Origin of the sequence: Collinsella stercoris DSM 13279 (assembly GCF_020735465.1) — a bacterium.
GTDB lineage: Bacteria > Actinomycetota > Coriobacteriia > Coriobacteriales > Coriobacteriaceae > Collinsella > Collinsella stercoris.
In genome coordinates, this window is record NZ_CP085935.1 from 125,310 (window position 1) to 142,134 (window position 16,825).

Genomic DNA, 16,825 nt, shown 5'->3' on the forward strand with positions numbered 1-16,825 from the left:
CCCAAAGACGCCGCGTGGGATTCAGCGCGTGCAAGAGGGGCGGGCCCGCTCACCCGCCTGCGCGTTTTGCGAGCAGGCGGGTGAACCTCAAAAAGAGCTCGTCCGACGCCGCGATCTGCGCATCGTTGTAGTGCACCATGGTCATGTTCTCGAGCATGCGCTCGTAGTCCTTGTCCGGTCTGAGCCAGTTGCCGGGGTCCATGCAGTCGGCGATCTTCTCCAAAAACGCCATGCCCGCGCCGATGGCGTGTTCGCGTTGCGCGGGGCTCGCGTTGCCGGGAAGCGTGTCCATAAGTTTGCTGACGCGCAGGTATTCATCGGTGAGTCCGCGCTCTGGTATGGCGCGAAAGATGCGCTCGATCTCGGCGAGCTCACCGTCGGTGTAGAGGTGCGCGGCGATGCCCATGGCGATGCGGTCGTCCTCGGTGAGGGCGTTGAGCAGAAAGCCGAATTCATGGGTCTGCCGCTCGAAGGCATTGACGGCATCGAGCACGCGCATGGCGCGTTCGGGGTAGTCTGGGTCGGCGTGTCGGGTGCGGATGTGCCGGATGAGCTCACGTTGGTGCTCCAGCTGCGAGATCTGCTCTTCAAGTCGCTGGTCCAGTTCGTCCAGGAGGTCCTGTGCGCCCGGTCCGAGCGAGTCGCCCTGGACGCGCTCGGCGTCGAGCTCATCGAGCATGGGGCCGATCTGCTCGAGGGAAAAGCCGAGCGACGCGAGTTGCCGAATGCGCAGAAGCCGCAGCAGATGGGTGGCCTCGTAGGTGCGGTATCCGGATGAGGTCCGCTCGGGTTCGGGTAGCAGCCCGATGGCGTGATAGTGCCGCAGCGTGCGGACGCTCACGCCTGCCATATGGGCGAGTTCGCTGCTTCTCATGCGGTCTTCGCGTTCCTTTCTGTGCGACTTGATGGGGGCGAGCGCGTTGCTGCGATGTGGGAGGCCGTCCTGACGGCGTTGCCCGCTCGATATCGGTCCGGCAATGGTGGCTGGGCGCGCCGGCCAGGCGATGTTGCCTGGGAGTTGCGTGCTAGACAGCGCCTTCCTGTTCGGCTTGTACCCCGGCTGAGCTCGGATGATCACCAAGGTCGCGCAATGCGGGGGACGCGAGCGCAACAACGGTCACGGCAATCCAAAGCCCGGCGAGCACGAGACCCGTGGCGTCAATCTGAATGCTCGATATGAGCGTGGAGCCAAGGAAGGTCCCCATGGGCCCGATGATGAGGTAGAGCGCGTTGAGCGTTCCCAGGGCGGAGCCGCGGCGCTCCTGCGACACGCAGTTGAACGCGAAAAACCCGAGAAGCGCGGACATGGGCCCTGCGAATAGCCCCAGAATGGCGGCGCTGGCGAACAGCAGGGGCGCATCGGGGAGCAGTCCCATGCCGACGGCGCCAACGCACATGCCGAGGAGGGAGATGACGAACCAGGCGCGTCGAGAGAGCCGGCCCGAAAGCGCGGTGTATGCCAGGGAACCCACGAGCATGCCGACTCCCATGGCGGAGATGAACAGGCCGGTGAGTTGCGGGGTGCCGCTTTGCGTGAAGTACGCGGGAAGCACGATGCCCTGCCAGCTGGTCATGACCATGGAGACGCCAAAGGAGAGAAGCACCGAGGCGCGGAGCAGCGCGCTGCGGCCGAAAAGCTCGGAAAGGCCGTCGGTGAGAACGGAGCGGGCGGTCGTGATGAGGGTCCTCAGAGGAACCGCCCGAGCGGCGTCTGCCGTGGGGGAGATGGTTTTCGGGGCGTCGGCGGCGCTGGCCTCTGGCCGCGGGCTCGTCGCCTTGATGGCACCCACGCCGCGAGGCAGGGTGGCACTTGCGGCCGCTGCGGCGCAGGAGCAGGTGGCGGTGACCCATAGGGCGTCGACGTCGGGCATGATGCCGATAAGGAGCGCCGCCAGCGCCGGTCCGGCTATGGTCACGAGGGAGCCCAGGGACTGGCTGGCGCCCACAAATTGCTGCAAGTCGACGCCCTCGCGCTCGCAGACCTCGGGCAGCAGGGCGTCGCGCGCCGTCATGCCGGGAACATCGCCCACGGCGCCGAGCAGCCCCAGGGCGACGAACCAGCCAAACGACAAGCCCCATATGCCGTCGACAATGGGGATGAGCGCGACGCTCGCGGCCGAGATGAGGTCGGAGGCCACGCACACGACCTTGCGGTTTGCGCGGTCGAGCAGCGCGCCGCCCAAGATGCCGCATATGAATTGGGGAATCGCGCAGATGAGTGCGAGCGAGCCCGCCGCCAGCGCGTCGCCGGTGCGGGCGAGCAGCACGAGCGGCAAGACCACGCCCGCGATCGAGTTGCCAGTCAGCGAGAGCGCGTCGGAGATGAGGTAGCGCAGGACGGCTCCTTTGAGCATGGGTTCTCCTTGCTATGCAGGGCGGTACATCCCGCCGTTGCGAGCATTGAAAACCATGACGCAACGTCGGGGTCAAAGCGGCTCACAAATGCTTCACGTACCGCGTGATGCGCCATTCGGCGAAGCCCTCAGCTTCCTTTCAGGTTGGTCGGGTATCCTCAGCTACGAAGAGAAAGGCGGGACGAGAAGACCCGTTGGGACGCCATGTGGGGAGGCCGGTCATGCGCGTGTTGCTTGTGGAAGATACGCCTCGCCTGGCGGAGGCGGTCGCTGAGATCCTGCGCAAGAGCGGATATGGCGCGGACGTCGCGCAGACGGGGTTCGACGGTCTGGGCATGGCCACGTCCGGGGCGTATGACGTGGTCCTGCTCGACATCATGCTGCCGGATATGAGCGGCATGGACGTGCTGCGCGAACTGCGCGCTGCGGGCGAGACGGTGCCGGTGATCTTGCTCACGGCGCGCCAGGGCGTGGGCGACCGGGTGGCGGGACTCGATGCGGGCGCCGATGACTACCTGTCCAAGCCGTTTCACGCCAGCGAGCTGCTGGCGCGTATTCGCGCGGTCACGCGTCGGCCGGCGACGTATCGCGCGGGGAATGCGATCGAGGCCTGCGGCATGCGGCTCGACGGCGTCGAGCGCACCGTGGCGTGCAAGGGAAGCTCCGAGGCCCTTGAGCTCACCGAAAGGGAGTCGCAGCTGCTTGAGGCGCTTATGCGGCGCGCGGGCAGCGCGGTTGCCAGGAGTGCGCTGATGGCGCGCGTATGGGGCCCGACCGTTTGCGCCGACGAGAACCGGCTCGAGGTGCTAGTCCACGCCCTGCGCGACAAGCTCGAGGCATGCGGTGCCCCGGCGCGTATCGAGACGGTGCGCGGTGTGGGATATCGCCTGGTGGAGCGCTGACGTGACCGAGGTGACGGAGGGAGCATATCTGCGTCAAGAATATGCGACTTCGAGAGTGGCTTCATCGCAAAGGGCTATTGATTCGGCAAATCTGAGACGTTGTAAGGAGGAAGCGGGATGCGTGGGCAAAAGGCGGAGACGGCGGTTGAGTATAAGGACGTGAACCTGCGGCGCCTGCGGGGTCGCTTGTGGCGCCTTTCATCGGTTCTCACATGCGGCGTGCTCGTGATAACCCTTGCTGCTTCGTGGGTGGCGAGCGCTCTAACCGCTCGCGAAGTGAATAACGCGGAGCTTGCGAATATGCGCATGGAGGCACGTCAAGCAGAGGACCTGATCGCCGCCAAACTTGTCGCGGAGGATGAGGTGCTCGGGGCGCTTAAGTCCGCGTATGAACGAGAAGAGGCGGATACAAGTTCCTTTTCCAAGTATCGTTCGAGTGCATCGGCTCCGGATGGCAACGTGGAGATGGGAAGTCCAGTTAACACGTCGTTTTCGGTCATGGTGTTTGAGGATGGCTCGATGACGTTCGCCGTGCCGCCGAGAAACGTGCTCTCGGGGGATGATGGTGGCGATAGCGCGTGGAATGAATGGAATGTCGCAAAGCTCGTAAGGACCGCAATCGCCGATCGCGAGGCTGGATCGGACCGCATGGCTCCACAGCGCGTAGAGCTGGGAAATATGACATGGCGGTGGACTACCTGGATTTTCGTGACAAATCCCAACTACGATCCTGAACAACCTGGCGCACATGACGAAGTGGCGGTGTATCCGAACGGTGATTTGGCGGATTACGAGAAGGACGGATACGTTGCCGCCCGCGTGTTCACCTTCTCGGACATCACTCCCTCGGTGCGGCAACTGGAGCGCTTGGCGGTTGTGCTGGTCGTTGCGGGCGTGGTCGGCTGCGCCCTTCTCGTCATAACGTGTCGCAAGATCATCGACCGTGCGCTGGTGCCGGTGGCGGAGTCGCAGGCTCGCCAGCGCGAGTTCCTTATCAAGGCATCGCATGAGCTCAAGACTCCCATGGCGTCGTTGTCCTCAAATCTCGACGCGCTGGTTGCGAATGGCGACGAGACGGTGGCGAGTCAGGACCGATGGACGGCTAACATGCGCGCCGATATCGACGAGCTCGCCGCACGGACCTGTGCGCTGCTCGAATTGGTGACATCGCCGGACGCTCCATCAGATGTCCCGTCGGATGATTCGGTGGGCGACGCGGAGGGCTTTTGCTTGGAGGGGGCGGAACGTGCTGCAGGTGACTCGCCGGAGGAGTCGAAGTAGGGGGGAACGCGGGCCGGAAAGACGCCATTTGAGAAGGAATAGCTCGAATAACAATGACGGGCGCGACCTGAGAAAAAGGGTCGCGCCCGTCTCGTGCAGACTGAATTACGGTTCGAGATGCCGCTCGCGGAACGCGGTGATTTCGGCCTCCGTGATACCCAGGGTGCCCGTGAGGTAGCCCATAAAGCCCCCACGTGGTTCGAGTGCCTGCTCGACGGCTTCAAAATAGCAGCGTGAGGCGGGGGAGTCCAGCGTGAGCTCGATGGGGGCGTACAGGTTGGTGGCAAGGTAGTCGTTCAGGATGTCATCACGGCTCACGCCGAGCATCGTCTCGACGAGGGCCGAGCCCATCCCGCAGCGGTCGCGTCCCACGTAGCAATGCCACAGCGCGGATCCATCCTTGGCGTCGAGCACCGCGCGGACAAAGGAACGGTAGCCCTCGATACCCGTCTCGTCGATGAGCATGTGGGGGTACAACAGTGTCATGAACTCGATGGGGTCGCCCTCGGCCAGGGCTTCGAGACGGTACTCGAACTCGGTCTTGGTGTGCTCCTGCGTCACGCCCACCTGTTGGTCGGAGAAGATCTCGGCGTGGAGGAAGCGGGCCTGCGGGATGCGGTCCATGGGATCAGGCAACTCGGAGAGCTCGATAAGGTTGCGGAAGTCGACGACGAGCCGCAGGTCGTATTCATCGCGCAAACGCGCGATGTCGGCGTCGGAGCCAAAGCCCAGGGTGCCGGAGCGCAACAGGTGCCCATGCTTGACGCGTCGACCGTCCGCGCCGACCATGCCACCCAGATCGCGCGTGTTGGGCAGCTTTTCAAAGTCGATGCGGCCGTATCCGGGGCGCTCAGCGGGCGCCTCCGGCGGCAGGTCAACGCGAGAGGGGAGCTCGTCGCCCCAAAAGTTATGAGCCATATGAACCTCCGTGTCTCAAATCGGGCGAAAATGTAACGAGAATCTTCATTGTCCGAGTAGACGCCTGATTTGGAGATGGCCAACTGGAGTTTTGCCGTGAAAAAACACGGTCTACTCAGGGTGTCTCGTTATTCGTTACATTTTCGCCCGATTTGAGACACGACAAGCGCTGCCTGGCGTTGGACCATGCTGTGAGGTCGCAAGAAAACGTCCGTGCTCCCATGTTTCCGGGCGCGCGCAAGCTCTCGTCAAACACGCGCAAGCTCCTATCTGTCTTCATCGCGCGCATGGGCAGTCGCCCGTTCGCCACCATCGCCGCTGCGGGCACCCACTTGCGAGGACCGCGGGATCTGTGGGGACCTGCGCGGGTAGCTGTGTCGTCGTTGCCATTGCTGCGGGTGTCCGCTTGAGAGGGCCGCTGGATCCGCGTGGGCTTGCGCGGGTATCCGCGCCGCCACTGCGGGTGTCCACCCGCGCTTTGCTGGTGCCTACGTGTGCCCGGCCCCCATCGCGCTGGACCTACGGGTGCCCGACCTCCATTTCGCTGGTACAATGGTGAGCTGTTGAATCGTTGAACCTACGCGAGGGAGCATGCATGGATCGCACCAAGATCGCCCAGCTCTACGCCGACGCTGAGGCGCTCGGCGGGCAGACCGTGACGGTGGCCGGATGGGTCAAGTCCGTCCGCGACATGAAGAACTTCGGCTTCGTTACCCTGAACGACGGCAGCTGCTTCAAAGACTTGCAGGTCGTTATGAACCGCGAGTCGCTCGCCAACTACGACGAGATCGCGCACCAGAACGTCTCCGCCGCCCTCGTGTGCACCGGCGAGCTCAAGCTCACCCCGGACGCGCCCCAGCCCTTCGAGCTCGCTGCGACCGAGATCGTGGTCGAGGGTGTCTCCGCGCCCGATTACCCGCTGCAGAAGAAGCGCGCCACCGTGGAGTTCCTGCGCACCCAGCAGCACCTGCGCCCGCGCACCAACCTCTTCCGCGCCGTCTTCCGCGTGCGCTCCGTTGCCGCTGCGGCCATCCATCGCTTCTTCCAGGACCGCGGCTTCGTCTACGTGAATACGCCGATCATCACCGCGAGCGACTGCGAGGGCGCCGGCGAGATGTTCCACGTCACCACCATCGATCCGGCCAACCCGCCGCTGGACGATAAGGGCAACGTGGACTTCAGCCAGGATTTCTTCGGCACTGCTGCCTCGCTCACCGTTTCCGGCCAGCTCAACGCCGAGAACTTCGCCATGGCTTTCGGCGACGTGTACACCTTCGGCCCCACGTTCCGCGCCGAGAACTCCAACACCACGCGCCACGCCGCCGAGTTCTGGATGATCGAGCCCGAGATCGCCTTCGCCGACCTCGCCGACGACATGAACCTCGCCGAGGACATGCTCAAGTACGTTATCCGCGACGTCATGGACCGCTGCCCCGACGAGCTCGCCATGCTCAACAAGTTCGTGGACAAAGGCCTCATCGAGCGCCTGACTCACGTGGCGAACTCCGACTTCGCCCGCGTGACCTACACCGAGGCCGTCGAGATCCTGGAGCAGGCCGTTTCCGCAGGCCACACGTTCGACTACCCCGTGAGCTGGGGCATCGACCTGCAGACCGAGCACGAGCGCTTCCTCACCGAGGAGCACTTCAAGTGCCCGACCTTCGTGACCGACTACCCGGCCGAGATCAAGGCGTTCTACATGCGCCTGAACGACGACGGCAAGACCGTCGCCGCCGCGGACTGCCTGGTGCCCGGCATCGGCGAGATCATCGGCGGCTCCCAGCGCGAGGAGCGCCTCGACGTGCTCGAGCGTCGCATCGCCGAGCTGGGCATGGATCCGGAGCAGTACAAGTACTATCTGGACCTGCGTCGCTACGGCACCTGCAAGCACGCGGGCTTTGGCCTGGGCTTCGAGCGTCTGGTGATGTACCTCACGGGCGTGGGCAACATCCGCGACGTCCTGCCGCACCCGCGCACCGTGGGCAGCTGCGAGTTCTAGCGTCCGGCTGATAGGCCTAACACGAAACACAACAAGGGGCTTTGCATTTCACGTGTAAAGTCCCTTGTTTGCGTTTCGCGGCGAACGAATGCTGGACGGAGATGGCCTCGAGGAGATCTCTGCGTGTGGTAGAGGGTATAGAGTATACCCGCGCTTATTCTCCAGTATGTGCGAGCTATCGCATTCTGCCCGGTGCCCCGGTCACGGAACGCCGGGCGGCCGTAGATGAATAGAATTTCTGTCCTCAAACCACGGTGGATTGAGACGCTGCCCGCTTGTTAACACAGCGTTAACGTTGTGGTGGCGGTTGTGTGAGCGCGCTAGTATATCCCTTGCATGCTTTTTCGCGATAAAGTGCTTCGCCGCGAGAGCGAAGCCCGGAACAGAGGAAACGGAGTTGATCGCCATGCTGAGCATCTCGCGCAGGAATTTCATCACCCTTGGAGCGGGCCTGTTTGCCACGGGTGCCTTGGCTGGTTGCGGCGGCGGCTCCTCCGCAGAGGGCTCCTCTTCCAGCGAGGGCGGCTCGTCCGCCGCAAGCGGAACCTACAAGATCGGCGTGCTGCAGCTCACCGAGCACGGCGCGCTCGACCAGACCAACGAGGGCTTCGTGGCTGCCATCGAAAAGTCGGGCATCGACGCCAAGATTGACCAGCAGAACGCCCAGAACGCCCAGTCCGCCTGCCAGACCATCGCGAGCAAGCTCGTGAACGACGGCGACGACCTGATCTTTGCCATCGCCACGCCCGCCGCGCAGGCGGTCGCCGGCGCCACCTCCGACATTCCCGTGGTGGGTTCCGCCATTACCGACTATGCGGAGAGCGGCCTGGTTGACTCCAACGACGCGCCCGGCGGCAACGTCACCGGCACTTCGGACCTCACGCCCGTCGCCGATCAGATCGACCTGCTCCACCAGTTGCTGCCCGACGCCAAGACCGTCGGCATCCTGTTCTGCTCAGCGGAGTCCAACTCCGAGGTTCAGGTCCAGCTCGCCGAAGAGGCGCTAGACGCGGCCGGCATCGCGCACGAGCGGTACGCCGTGTCGTCCTCCAATGAGATCCAGCAGATGGTCGAATCCATGGTCGGCAAGGTCGACGCTATTTACGCTCCTACCGACAACACCATCGCTGCGGGCATGGCAACCGTCTCCATGGTCGCCAATGAGAACAAGCTTCCCGTCATCGTAGGTTGCGACACCATGGTCGAGGATGGAGGGCTGGCGTCGTATAGCATCAACTATTACGACTTGGGCTATAAGGCGGGCGAGATGGCCGTGAAGATCCTCGCCGAGGACGCCGATCCCGCCGATATGCCCATCGAGTACCTGTCGAGCGATGAGTGCCAGCTCATCGTGAACCAGGCGACGGCCGACGCGCTCGGCGTCGACATCTCGGCCCTCGAGGACGCCCGGATCGTCTAACGTTCATATCCGAGTGATATCCGCCTTACGGCACGACTGCGTCCGCGGCACGAGTGCGCCCGCATGCCTGTTCCGCAGGGCTCTACGCCCGCGTGACGCGCCCGGCAGCCCCGTCGCTCATCTTACGATTTTTGCCCCCCCGGGGCGCACAAGGAGAATACCCATGAATGACATGACCTGTTCCCGTCGCTCGCTCGCGAAGGGCGTCGTCGGCGCGGCTGCGCTCGCCGCTGTAGGTGGCCTCGGCCTTGTCGGCTGCGGTGGCGATGGTGCCGCCGATGCCGGTTCGGCTTCTGGCGCACGCGCCTCGTACAAGATCGGTGTTCTACAGCTCACTGAGCACCCGGCGCTCGATGCCGCTAACAAGGGCTTTGTCGAGGCGATCGAAGCTGCCGACATCAACGCCAAGATCAACCAGCAGAATGCGCAGAACGACCAGTCCGCTTGCCAGACCATCGCGAGCACGCTCGTGAATGAGAATTGCGACCTGATCCTCGCTATCGCCACGCCTGCCGCCCAGGCGGTCGCGGGTGCAACCTCCGACATTCCCATCGTCTGCACTGCCATCACCGACTTCGCCGCCTCTGGGCTGGTCGAGGACAACGACGCCCCGGGCGGCAACGTCACCGGTACTTCCGATATGAATCCCGTTGCCGACCAAATCGACCTGCTTCACCAGTTGGTCCCCGACGCCAAGAAGGTCGGCCTGCTCTACTGCACTGCCGAGTCCAACTCCAAGATCCAGATCGACCTGGCCGCTGAGCAACTCGATGAGCTCGGCATGGAAGGCGCCGAGTACACCGCCTCCAGCTCCAACGAGGTCCAGCAGGTGGTCGAGTCCATGATGGGCAAGGTCGACGCGATTTACACGCCCACGGACAACACCATCGCCTCCGCGATGACCGTGATCGCCTCCATCGCCAACGAGAACAAGGTTCCCACGGTGTGCGGAGAGGTGGCGCACGTTGAGGCGGGCGGCCTTGCCAGTATTTCCATCAACTACGAGGAGTTGGGGCGCCGCGCGGGCGAGATGGCGGCGCGCATCCTTTCCGAGGGGGCCGATCCGGCCAACATGCCCATCGAAACCATGACCGTCGACGAGTGCGACCTGGTCTACAACCAGAAGACCGCCGACGAGCTCGGCATCGACGTGAGCTCCCTCGCCGACGCCGGCGGCACCGACGTGAGCGCATAGGGCGCGTGCGCGGCATCTTGGCCGGCGCATCAGTAACTGTCGCATAAGCGATGAGCCCCGGCGAACACCTCCGCCGGGGTTCATTTGGCTCGATTTGAAGGAGGGACAACATGAGTGGTGCTCTACTCGGCGCCGTCTCCCAGGGCATTCTCTGGGGCATCATGGTCCTTGGTGTGTTCATCACCTACAAGTTGCTCGATATCGCGGACCTTACGGTTGACGGCAGCTTCGCGCTCGGCGGAAGCGTCTGCGCGGTGCTCGTCGTCGCGGGGGTCGACCCCCTCGTCGCGATCATCGCCGCGATGCTCGCCGGTATGCTCGCCGGTGCGGTCACGGGCTTTTTGCACACCGTGTTCGAGATTCCCGCAATTCTCGCCGGTATCCTCACGCAGATCGCCCTGTGGTCGGTCAACCTGCGTATTATGGGTAAGTCCAACACGCCCCTGCTGCAGCATGACACGATTTTCTCCCGCATGACGGAGGCGACGGGCCTCTCCACCAACGCCGGCTCCATCATCGTGGGCCTTATTGTGGCGGTGCTCATCATCGCCCTGCTGTACTGGTTCTTCGGCACCGAGATCGGCAGCGCCCTGCGCGCCACGGGCAACAACGAGCACATGATCCGCGCCCTGGGCGTCTCCACCGCCAGGACCAAGATGATCGCCCTCATGCTGTCCAACGCGTTGGTGGGCCTCTCGGGCGGTCTTATCTGCCAAAGCCAAAAGTACGCCGACATCGGCATGGGTACGGGCGCCATCGTCATCGGCCTCGCCGCCATCGTCATCGGCGAGGTGCTCGGCCGCCTCACCCCCGGCAAGCTCACGGGCTTCAAGAGTCGTCTGGTCTCCGCCGTGGCGGGATCCGTGGTCTACTTCCTCATTCGCGCCATCGTTCTCCAGATGGGTATGGACGCCAATGACATGAAGTTGCTCTCCGCCATCATCGTCGCGCTCGCCCTGTGCGTGCCCGTGGTATGGGAGAGGTTCAAGCTGCGCGCGAGCTACTCGAAGGGTGGTGAGGCAGATGCTTAAGCTGTCCCACGTCAAGAAGACCTTCAACCGCGGAACCGTCACCGAGAAGCGCGCCCTCACCGGCGTGGACCTCACGCTTGCCGACGGCGACTTCGTCACGGTGATCGGCGGCAACGGCGCGGGCAAGTCGACCCTGCTCAACATGATCGCCGGCGTGTACCCGCTGGATTCCGGCACCGTGGAGCTCGACGGCGAGGACATCTCCCGCCTGTCCGAGCCCAAGCGCGCCAAGTACCTGGGCCGCGTGTTTCAAGATCCCATGCGCGGTACCGCCGCGGACATGCAGATCGAGGAGAACCTCGCCCTGGCCAAGCGCCGCGGTCAGCGCCGCACCCTGCGCTGGGGCATCACGCGCGCCGAGCGGGATGAGTACGCCGAGCTGCTCAAGAAGCTCGACCTGGGACTCGAGACGCGCATGCAGGCCAAGGTCGGCCTGCTGTCCGGCGGCCAGCGCCAGGCGCTCACGCTGCTCATGGCCACGCTCACCAACCCGCGCGTGCTGCTGCTCGATGAGCACACCGCGGCGCTCGACCCCAAGACCGCCTCGAAGGTGCTCGAGCTCACCGAGCAGATCGTGGACGAGCGCAAGCTCACCACCCTCATGGTGACCCACAACATGAACGATGCCATTCGCCTGGGCAACCGCCTCATCATGATGCATGAGGGCCGCGTGATCTACGACGTCGCCGGGGATGAGAAGCGCGCCCTGACCGTGCCCGACCTGCTGCAGAAGTTCGAGGAGGTCAGCGGCGGCCAGCTCGCCAACGACCGCATGCTGCTGAGCTAGAAACGTCCGGGCTCCTTGCCTGACGGCGTGCATCCGCCCTGGCGTTCCGGCACGGCGCCTCAGCCCGCGCCGACATGGCCTATCTCCGTACGCACATTGCCCATGGTTTCCTTCCGTTTGACCGGGTTGAATTGGAAGGAAGCCATGGGCATTTTTCTTAAGCGGGGATTGTGGGTACAAGGCCGAGAAAGCACAATTCCAATGCGCTGGTATGGAAGGGGTACGCCATGAAGCTGCGGATCAAGGCGAAGCTCTTGAGCGTTCACAGCGAGGTGGAGGTGAGCACGACAGATGAGGAGGTCGTCTATTGTGCGGACACCGACCCGCTCTCCTCGCCGCGCCTCACGCGCCTCAAAGATGCCGAGTACCGCGAGCTTGCCACAATCACGACCGCACGCCTTGACGCCAAGGACCGTGCGCATCACATCGTCATGGCTGATGGGCACACGTTCGATATCAAGCGCAAGTTCCGCACGCCTGCCAGTACGGTCGAGAGCTACCTCACCGTCGAGGGCGCGGATTGGCGGGTCGTGATGACGCGCGGTTGGACGAACCGCTTCGAGGTGCGTGACACGGGCGGCAGGGTCTACGTGGAGGCGAGGCAAGTCCCCATGGAGCGAAATGACACATACGAGCTGAACGTGAAGATCTCAGAGCGCATGGATGAACTGATGGTCATGTGCATCGTCGCGCGCAGCATCATGGCGGCGGATGCACCGACGAACGCGATGTAACTGGTTCTTGTACGGGTGTGTGTGAACCGGGCTAACGTCGCGTAGTGACCGAGTGAGGCTAGAACAAATGAGCGGACACGTTCAAGACGTGCCCGCTCAATGCATGTAAAGACGATGTGATGTCCGCTATTTCCTAGAGCGTGCTGATGAAGCGCTGCAATCCGGCGCGGCCCGTGTCGTTCCACTTGAATACACCGGCGTCTTCAAGTACGCCCGCAAACACTGCGGCGACCTCGTCGCGCAGGATGCGCTGAGCGTTCTCGTGCGTGAGGTCCGGATGACGTCGCGCCACCTCGGTCGCCCATTCGGCATGCGGGGCGGTGCGATCGTTGGCCTCAAGGTGCATGAGGAGCGTCGCTTCATCCTCGTTAGTTGCCCGCGCCGCCAACAACGTGTCCTCGACGCATGCGAGCTCGTCAACCAAGCGCGGAGGCAGAATCGCCAAGCCCATGACCTCGATGAGGCCGATGTTTTCCTTCTTGATGTGATGTTTGTCCGCGTGGGGATGAAACACGCCAAGGGGATGCTCGTCGGTGGCGATGTTGCAACGCAGCGCGAGGTAGAGCGTGTAGTTCCCGTTTTCCCTCGTGGCGACGGGCGTTACCGTGTTGTGAGGCGTCCCATCTGGATCGTGTGGCACGATACCGCATGACGCGTCCGCGTGACCGCGCCACACCTCCAAGACGTGGGCGGCGGCATCGAGCACGCGGTCGCGCGATTCGCATGAGAGCCGCAAGACGCTCATGGGCCACTGGAGCACCTCGCCGCGGACATCATCGAATCCCGGCATGGTGAATGTGCGTTCGACCTGCGCCCGCATCATGGGGAACACGTGGCGCCCGCCTTGGAAGTGATCGTGCGTGAGGATCGATCCGCCCACGATGGGAAGATCGGCGTTGGACCCCACGAAGTAGTGGGGCAGCGTATCGACGAAGTCCAGCAGGCGTGCGATGTTCTCACGGTCCACGTGCATGGGACGGTGCTCTTGGCTCATCGCGATGCAGTGCTCGTTGAAATACGCGTAGGGGCTGTATTGGAGCCCCCACGTCTCATTTCCGAGCTCGATGGGGACAATACGGAGATTTTGACGCGCCGGATGTGCACCCTGTGGGCTTGCCGCCGCCCGTCCTGCGTATCCCTCGTTGGACATGCACAGCTGGCAGGCGGGATAGGGCTCTGCGTCGTCAGCGCGCGTGAGGGCGGCAGCGATGTCGCGCGGGTCCTTCTCGGGCTTGGAAAGGTTGATGGTGATCTCGAGTTCACCCCACCGTGTCGGAGAGGTCCATTCGATATTGCGGGCGATCGCCGAGCGGCGCACGTATCCGACGTCGCAGCACAGGCGGTAGAACCAATCGGTGGCGTCCAACGCCCCCTTTTCCCGGCGAAGGTCTTCGAATGAGCGGGCGATGTCGGAGGGACGCGGAGTGAGCCGCCCCATGATTGCCATCGAAGCGCGGTCTCGCCCGCCCGCACTGTCCTCGAACCTTCCGTTGGCCACGGCGACCTCGGACAGCACGGCGAGCGCGTCATCCAAGTCGAAAGAGTCCTCATCGAACGTTTCGGTTCCCGCTTCCCAGGCCGTGCCCGGCGCAGGTCCTTCGGCTCCCATGGCGTCGAGGAGCTCGTTGTATGCCCAGCGGCGATCCTGTGCATCGATGGTGCCGCAGTCGATCGCGTAAAGAGTCGTCTGCTCGAGCGCACACCTCACCTGGTCGCGCTCGTCGCATGTGGGGGCGTCGGTTACAGCCATGTTGCGGAAGCACCGTCCTCGGTGATGGCGTAGGTGCGGCAGGAGCCCTCTCCCAGCCATGCATCCATGCGCTGGCAGAACTCGGCGGTCAGCTCGACAGGGACGAAGCACTGGATGGAGCCGCCGAACCCGCCGCCGTGAATACGCACTGCGCCGCGTCCGTTCAGGATGTGCTCTGCCAGGCCCAGGGCGAGCATGGCGTGCTGCTCGCGCACGTCAACGCCGGAGGGGGAGACGTTTTGCAGGTACATGGCAGAGCTTGCGCCCGACTGGCGCGTGTAGGCGAGGAAGGCGTCGATGTCCCCGTCCTTCAGGGCTGCCCAGCGTTTGTCAACGAGGTCGTTCTCGTACCAGTAGTGAATGGCGCGCAGCACGGCGCGATCCCCGAGCTTCTCGCGGAGTGCCGGCACGGCGGCATCGAAATCGGCGGGGTCGGTCTCGCACAGGCGCGTATGGCCGAGCTCCGCGGCGACCGCCTGCATCTCAGCGGGGGTGGCGGCGTACTCATGGGTGAGGTCGGTGTGGTCCGCGCCGACTTTCACCAAAACGAGGGAGTAGCCGTAGTCCTCGAAGGTGAGGGCGAGTTTTTCGGTGGCGGGTCGGGCGTTCTCGAAGTCCATGAATGAGAGCCCGCCCAGGCACACGGCTGTCTGGTCCATGAGGCCGCACGGCTTGCCGTAGTAGTTGTTCTCGGTGCGCTGGCTCATTTGTGCCAGCGTGACGGGATCGACCGCGGGCGCATCCCAGAGGGCCTCCATGGCCCGTCCGTATGCCGCCTCGACCGCCGCGGAGCTGGACAGGCCGCCGCCGGAGGGCACGGTGCAGACGAAGGCGAAGTCGAAGCCCACCGGGATGCCACCGTGCGCGGCGATCTCATGGGCCATGCCACGCACGAGACTGGCGGAGGTGCCGACCTCGTCTTCGCGCACGTCAAGGTCGTCGAGCTCGACGCTGAACGTGGGATACCCCTCGTCTGCGATGCGGACCGTATTGGTGCCGTTTGCCACGGCGATGCCGTCCACCGAGACGTCGAGTGCACCGGCGATTACATGCCCGCCCTCGTGGTCGGTGTGATTGCCCGAGATCTCCGAGCGTCCGGGTGCGTGGATGGCGAGCACGCGGGCGTCGGCAGGGATGGGGCCGAACTCTGCCTCGTACAGCTCGCGAGCCTTGCCGAGCGCCTGAGTGTGGGTGATGGTTGTCATGGATTGATCCTCCTATCCGTTTTGCCGCGCGTATCGTGGCGTGTTGCGGTGATTAGCGGGTGGTCGAGAAGCGGTAGACGATGTGCTCCCGATAGGGCGCGTTTGGCGTGCAGACGGGCTGGTCCCATGCGGGATGATGCACCGCGTCGGGATAATACTCGGGCTCGAAGGCGAAGCCGCAGCGCGGCGTGTACGACGCCCCGTCCTTCGCCTGCGCATCGTCGAGCCAGTTGCCGGTGTAGAGATGGGCGCCTGGAGCGGTTATGGCGATGTCGAGCGTCCGTCCACTCGTCGGGTCCTCGGCGTGAAGCGCGTGTCGCGGCGCCGCGCCGCGTCCGAATCCGTCGATGCAGAGGCAGTGATCGTATCCGCGCGCGCGGCGGAGCTGTTCGTCGACTTGGTCCATAAGTTCGCCTAACTGGTGCATCTTGCGGAAATCGAAGGGAGTTCCGGTGACGTCGAGCACCTCGCCGGTAGACACGCTGTCTTCGCGCACGGGCAGGTACGAGTTGGCGTCGATGCGGACGAGCTGGTCGTCGACCTGCCCGCTGTCGTGCCCGGCCAGGTTGAAGTAGCTGTGGTTCGTCATGTTGACGACCGTCTCGGCATCGGTGTCGCATTGATGCGATACCTCGAGGGCGATGGACCCGTCGTCTTCGAGAGAGAGCCGGTAGGTCACGGTGAAGGTGCGATTACCCGGTAGTCCGATCTCGCCGTCGGCGAGGTGGCAGGTGAGTGCCAGGGCGTTGTCGGCATCGAGCGCGCGCGCCTCCCAAAGGCGCTTGTGCAGGCCGGCGTCGAGGTCGGAGTGCAAGTTGTTGGCGTGTTCCGGGCCATCGTTGGCGGGCAGGTGGTACAGGGCTTCACCCAAAGGGACCTCGGCACAGTCGGTGCGGTTCGCGATGGGCCCGATGGTCGCCCCATAACAGGCGGGATTGTCGAGATAGCCGTCTATGGAGCCGAATCCGAGGACAATGTCCGCGATGGACCCCGAGGCATCGGGAACACGGACGGACAAGATGGTCGCTCCGAAATCCATGATCGATACGGAGGCTTCCCCCACTCGTAGCGTGTAGACGTGCACGTCCTCCCCGGTGGGTAGGGTGCCGAACGGTTCGGCTTCGATCATGCCGACCTCCTTGCAAGACGAAAGACGCTGTTTTCGGCGGGTGAGCGCGAAAAAGACGCATGAGTGCGCCGAAAACAATGTTAACGTACTCATAAATAAAAAAACACGCGACATACCCCA

Annotated in this window: 14 protein-coding genes; 8 read left to right on the plus strand and 6 right to left on the minus strand. The window is 63.9% G+C overall.

The features are described from left to right. Nucleotides 1–49: 49 nt before the first annotated feature. Complete coding sequence (locus tag LK434_RS00565) at nucleotides 50–874, minus strand: MerR family transcriptional regulator (protein ID WP_006720948.1); 825 nt, start codon at nucleotides 872–874, stop codon at nucleotides 50–52. Between the two features lie 151 nt (nucleotides 875–1,025). Beyond that, nucleotides 1,026–2,354 (minus strand): MFS transporter, encoded by a 1,329-nt coding sequence (locus LK434_RS00570; protein ID WP_006720949.1) that lies wholly within the window; start codon nucleotides 2,352–2,354, stop codon nucleotides 1,026–1,028. Nucleotides 2,355–2,575: 221 nt separating this feature from the next. Here LK434_RS00570 and LK434_RS00575 point away from each other — a divergent pair, with 221 nt between their 5' ends. Next, a complete protein-coding gene (locus LK434_RS00575; protein WP_006720950.1) occupies nucleotides 2,576–3,256 on the plus strand; it encodes a response regulator transcription factor in 681 nt (226 codons plus the stop codon). Nucleotides 3,257–3,373: 117 nt separating this feature from the next. Beyond that, nucleotides 3,374–4,537, plus strand: coding sequence for an ATP-binding protein (locus LK434_RS00580; protein ID WP_006720951.1), 1,164 nt, complete (start codon nucleotides 3,374–3,376; stop codon nucleotides 4,535–4,537). 105 nt (nucleotides 4,538–4,642) lie between these two features. On the opposite strand, the gene LK434_RS00585 is transcribed toward LK434_RS00580, so the two are convergent. Beyond that, nucleotides 4,643–5,455: a tyrosine-protein phosphatase gene (locus tag LK434_RS00585; protein WP_006720952.1), complete on the minus strand. Its 813-nt coding sequence runs from the start codon at nucleotides 5,453–5,455 to the stop codon at nucleotides 4,643–4,645. Between the two features lie 595 nt (nucleotides 5,456–6,050). On the opposite strand from LK434_RS00585, the gene asnS reads away from it, so the two are divergent. The 6 genes from asnS to LK434_RS00615 all read left to right on the plus strand — a co-directional run bounded on the left by asnS (nucleotide 6,051) and on the right by LK434_RS00615 (nucleotide 12,621). After that, nucleotides 6,051–7,454, plus strand: a complete 1,404-nt coding sequence (gene asnS, locus LK434_RS00590; protein WP_006720953.1) for an asparagine--tRNA ligase — start codon at nucleotides 6,051–6,053, stop codon at nucleotides 7,452–7,454. 406 nt (nucleotides 7,455–7,860) lie between these two features. After that, a complete protein-coding gene (locus LK434_RS00595) occupies nucleotides 7,861–8,874 on the plus strand; it encodes an ABC transporter substrate-binding protein (RefSeq protein WP_040361156.1) in 1,014 nt (337 codons plus the stop codon). Nucleotides 8,875–9,037: 163 nt separating this feature from the next. Further along, complete coding sequence (locus tag LK434_RS00600; RefSeq protein ID WP_006720955.1) at nucleotides 9,038–10,069, plus strand: ABC transporter substrate-binding protein; 1,032 nt, start codon at nucleotides 9,038–9,040, stop codon at nucleotides 10,067–10,069. Nucleotides 10,070–10,179: 110 nt separating this feature from the next. Next, the gene (locus LK434_RS00605; RefSeq protein WP_006720956.1) at nucleotides 10,180–11,100 is read left to right on the plus strand and encodes an ABC transporter permease; all 921 of its coding nucleotides are present in this window, start codon (nucleotides 10,180–10,182) and stop codon (nucleotides 11,098–11,100) included. Further along, a complete protein-coding gene (locus LK434_RS00610) occupies nucleotides 11,093–11,887 on the plus strand; it encodes an ABC transporter ATP-binding protein (RefSeq protein WP_006720957.1) in 795 nt (264 codons plus the stop codon). Before LK434_RS00605 ends, LK434_RS00610 begins: the two co-directional genes overlap by 8 nt. A 227-nt stretch (nucleotides 11,888–12,114) precedes the next feature. Further along, complete coding sequence (locus tag LK434_RS00615) at nucleotides 12,115–12,621, plus strand: LURP-one-related/scramblase family protein (RefSeq protein WP_006720959.1); 507 nt, start codon at nucleotides 12,115–12,117, stop codon at nucleotides 12,619–12,621. A 133-nt stretch (nucleotides 12,622–12,754) separates the two neighbouring features. Here the strand turns inward: LK434_RS00615 and LK434_RS00620 are convergent, their stop codons facing one another. Genes LK434_RS00620 through LK434_RS00630 form a run of 3 tightly spaced genes read right to left on the minus strand, consistent with a single transcriptional unit; the run spans nucleotide 12,755 to nucleotide 16,705 of the window. Beyond that, nucleotides 12,755–14,371 (minus strand): UDP-glucose--hexose-1-phosphate uridylyltransferase, encoded by a 1,617-nt coding sequence (locus tag LK434_RS00620; RefSeq protein ID WP_006720960.1) that lies wholly within the window; start codon nucleotides 14,369–14,371, stop codon nucleotides 12,755–12,757. After that, nucleotides 14,362–15,576, minus strand: coding sequence for a galactokinase (locus tag LK434_RS00625; RefSeq protein WP_006720961.1), 1,215 nt, complete (start codon nucleotides 15,574–15,576; stop codon nucleotides 14,362–14,364). Before LK434_RS00625 ends, LK434_RS00620 begins: the two co-directional genes overlap by 10 nt. A 52-nt stretch (nucleotides 15,577–15,628) precedes the next feature. Then, nucleotides 15,629–16,705 (minus strand): aldose epimerase family protein, encoded by a 1,077-nt coding sequence (locus tag LK434_RS00630; RefSeq protein WP_006720962.1) that lies wholly within the window; start codon nucleotides 16,703–16,705, stop codon nucleotides 15,629–15,631. Nucleotides 16,706–16,825: the final 120 nt, after the last annotated feature.

Excerpts from the sequence above, each read along its gene's own strand:
- LK434_RS00565 (WP_006720948.1), bottom strand. The coding sequence starts at position 874 with ATGAGAAGCAGCGAACTCGCCCATATGGCAGGCGTGAGCGTCCGCACG.
- LK434_RS00570 (WP_006720949.1), bottom strand. The coding sequence starts at position 2,354 with ATGCTCAAAGGAGCCGTCCTGCGCTACCTCATCTCCGACGCGCTCTCG.
- LK434_RS00575 (WP_006720950.1), top strand. The coding sequence starts at position 2,576 with ATGCGCGTGTTGCTTGTGGAAGATACGCCTCGCCTGGCGGAGGCGGTC.
- LK434_RS00580 (WP_006720951.1), top strand. The coding sequence starts at position 3,374 with ATGCGTGGGCAAAAGGCGGAGACGGCGGTTGAGTATAAGGACGTGAAC.
- LK434_RS00585 (WP_006720952.1), bottom strand. The coding sequence starts at position 5,455 with ATGGCTCATAACTTTTGGGGCGACGAGCTCCCCTCTCGCGTTGACCTG.
- asnS (WP_006720953.1), top strand. The coding sequence starts at position 6,051 with ATGGATCGCACCAAGATCGCCCAGCTCTACGCCGACGCTGAGGCGCTC.
- LK434_RS00595 (WP_040361156.1), top strand. The coding sequence starts at position 7,861 with ATGCTGAGCATCTCGCGCAGGAATTTCATCACCCTTGGAGCGGGCCTG.
- LK434_RS00600 (WP_006720955.1), top strand. The coding sequence starts at position 9,038 with ATGAATGACATGACCTGTTCCCGTCGCTCGCTCGCGAAGGGCGTCGTC.
- LK434_RS00605 (WP_006720956.1), top strand. The coding sequence starts at position 10,180 with ATGAGTGGTGCTCTACTCGGCGCCGTCTCCCAGGGCATTCTCTGGGGC.
- LK434_RS00610 (WP_006720957.1), top strand. The coding sequence starts at position 11,093 with ATGCTTAAGCTGTCCCACGTCAAGAAGACCTTCAACCGCGGAACCGTC.
- LK434_RS00615 (WP_006720959.1), top strand. The coding sequence starts at position 12,115 with ATGAAGCTGCGGATCAAGGCGAAGCTCTTGAGCGTTCACAGCGAGGTG.
- LK434_RS00620 (WP_006720960.1), bottom strand. The coding sequence starts at position 14,371 with ATGGCTGTAACCGACGCCCCCACATGCGACGAGCGCGACCAGGTGAGG.
- LK434_RS00625 (WP_006720961.1), bottom strand. The coding sequence starts at position 15,576 with ATGACAACCATCACCCACACTCAGGCGCTCGGCAAGGCTCGCGAGCTG.
- LK434_RS00630 (WP_006720962.1), bottom strand. The coding sequence starts at position 16,705 with ATGATCGAAGCCGAACCGTTCGGCACCCTACCCACCGGGGAGGACGTG.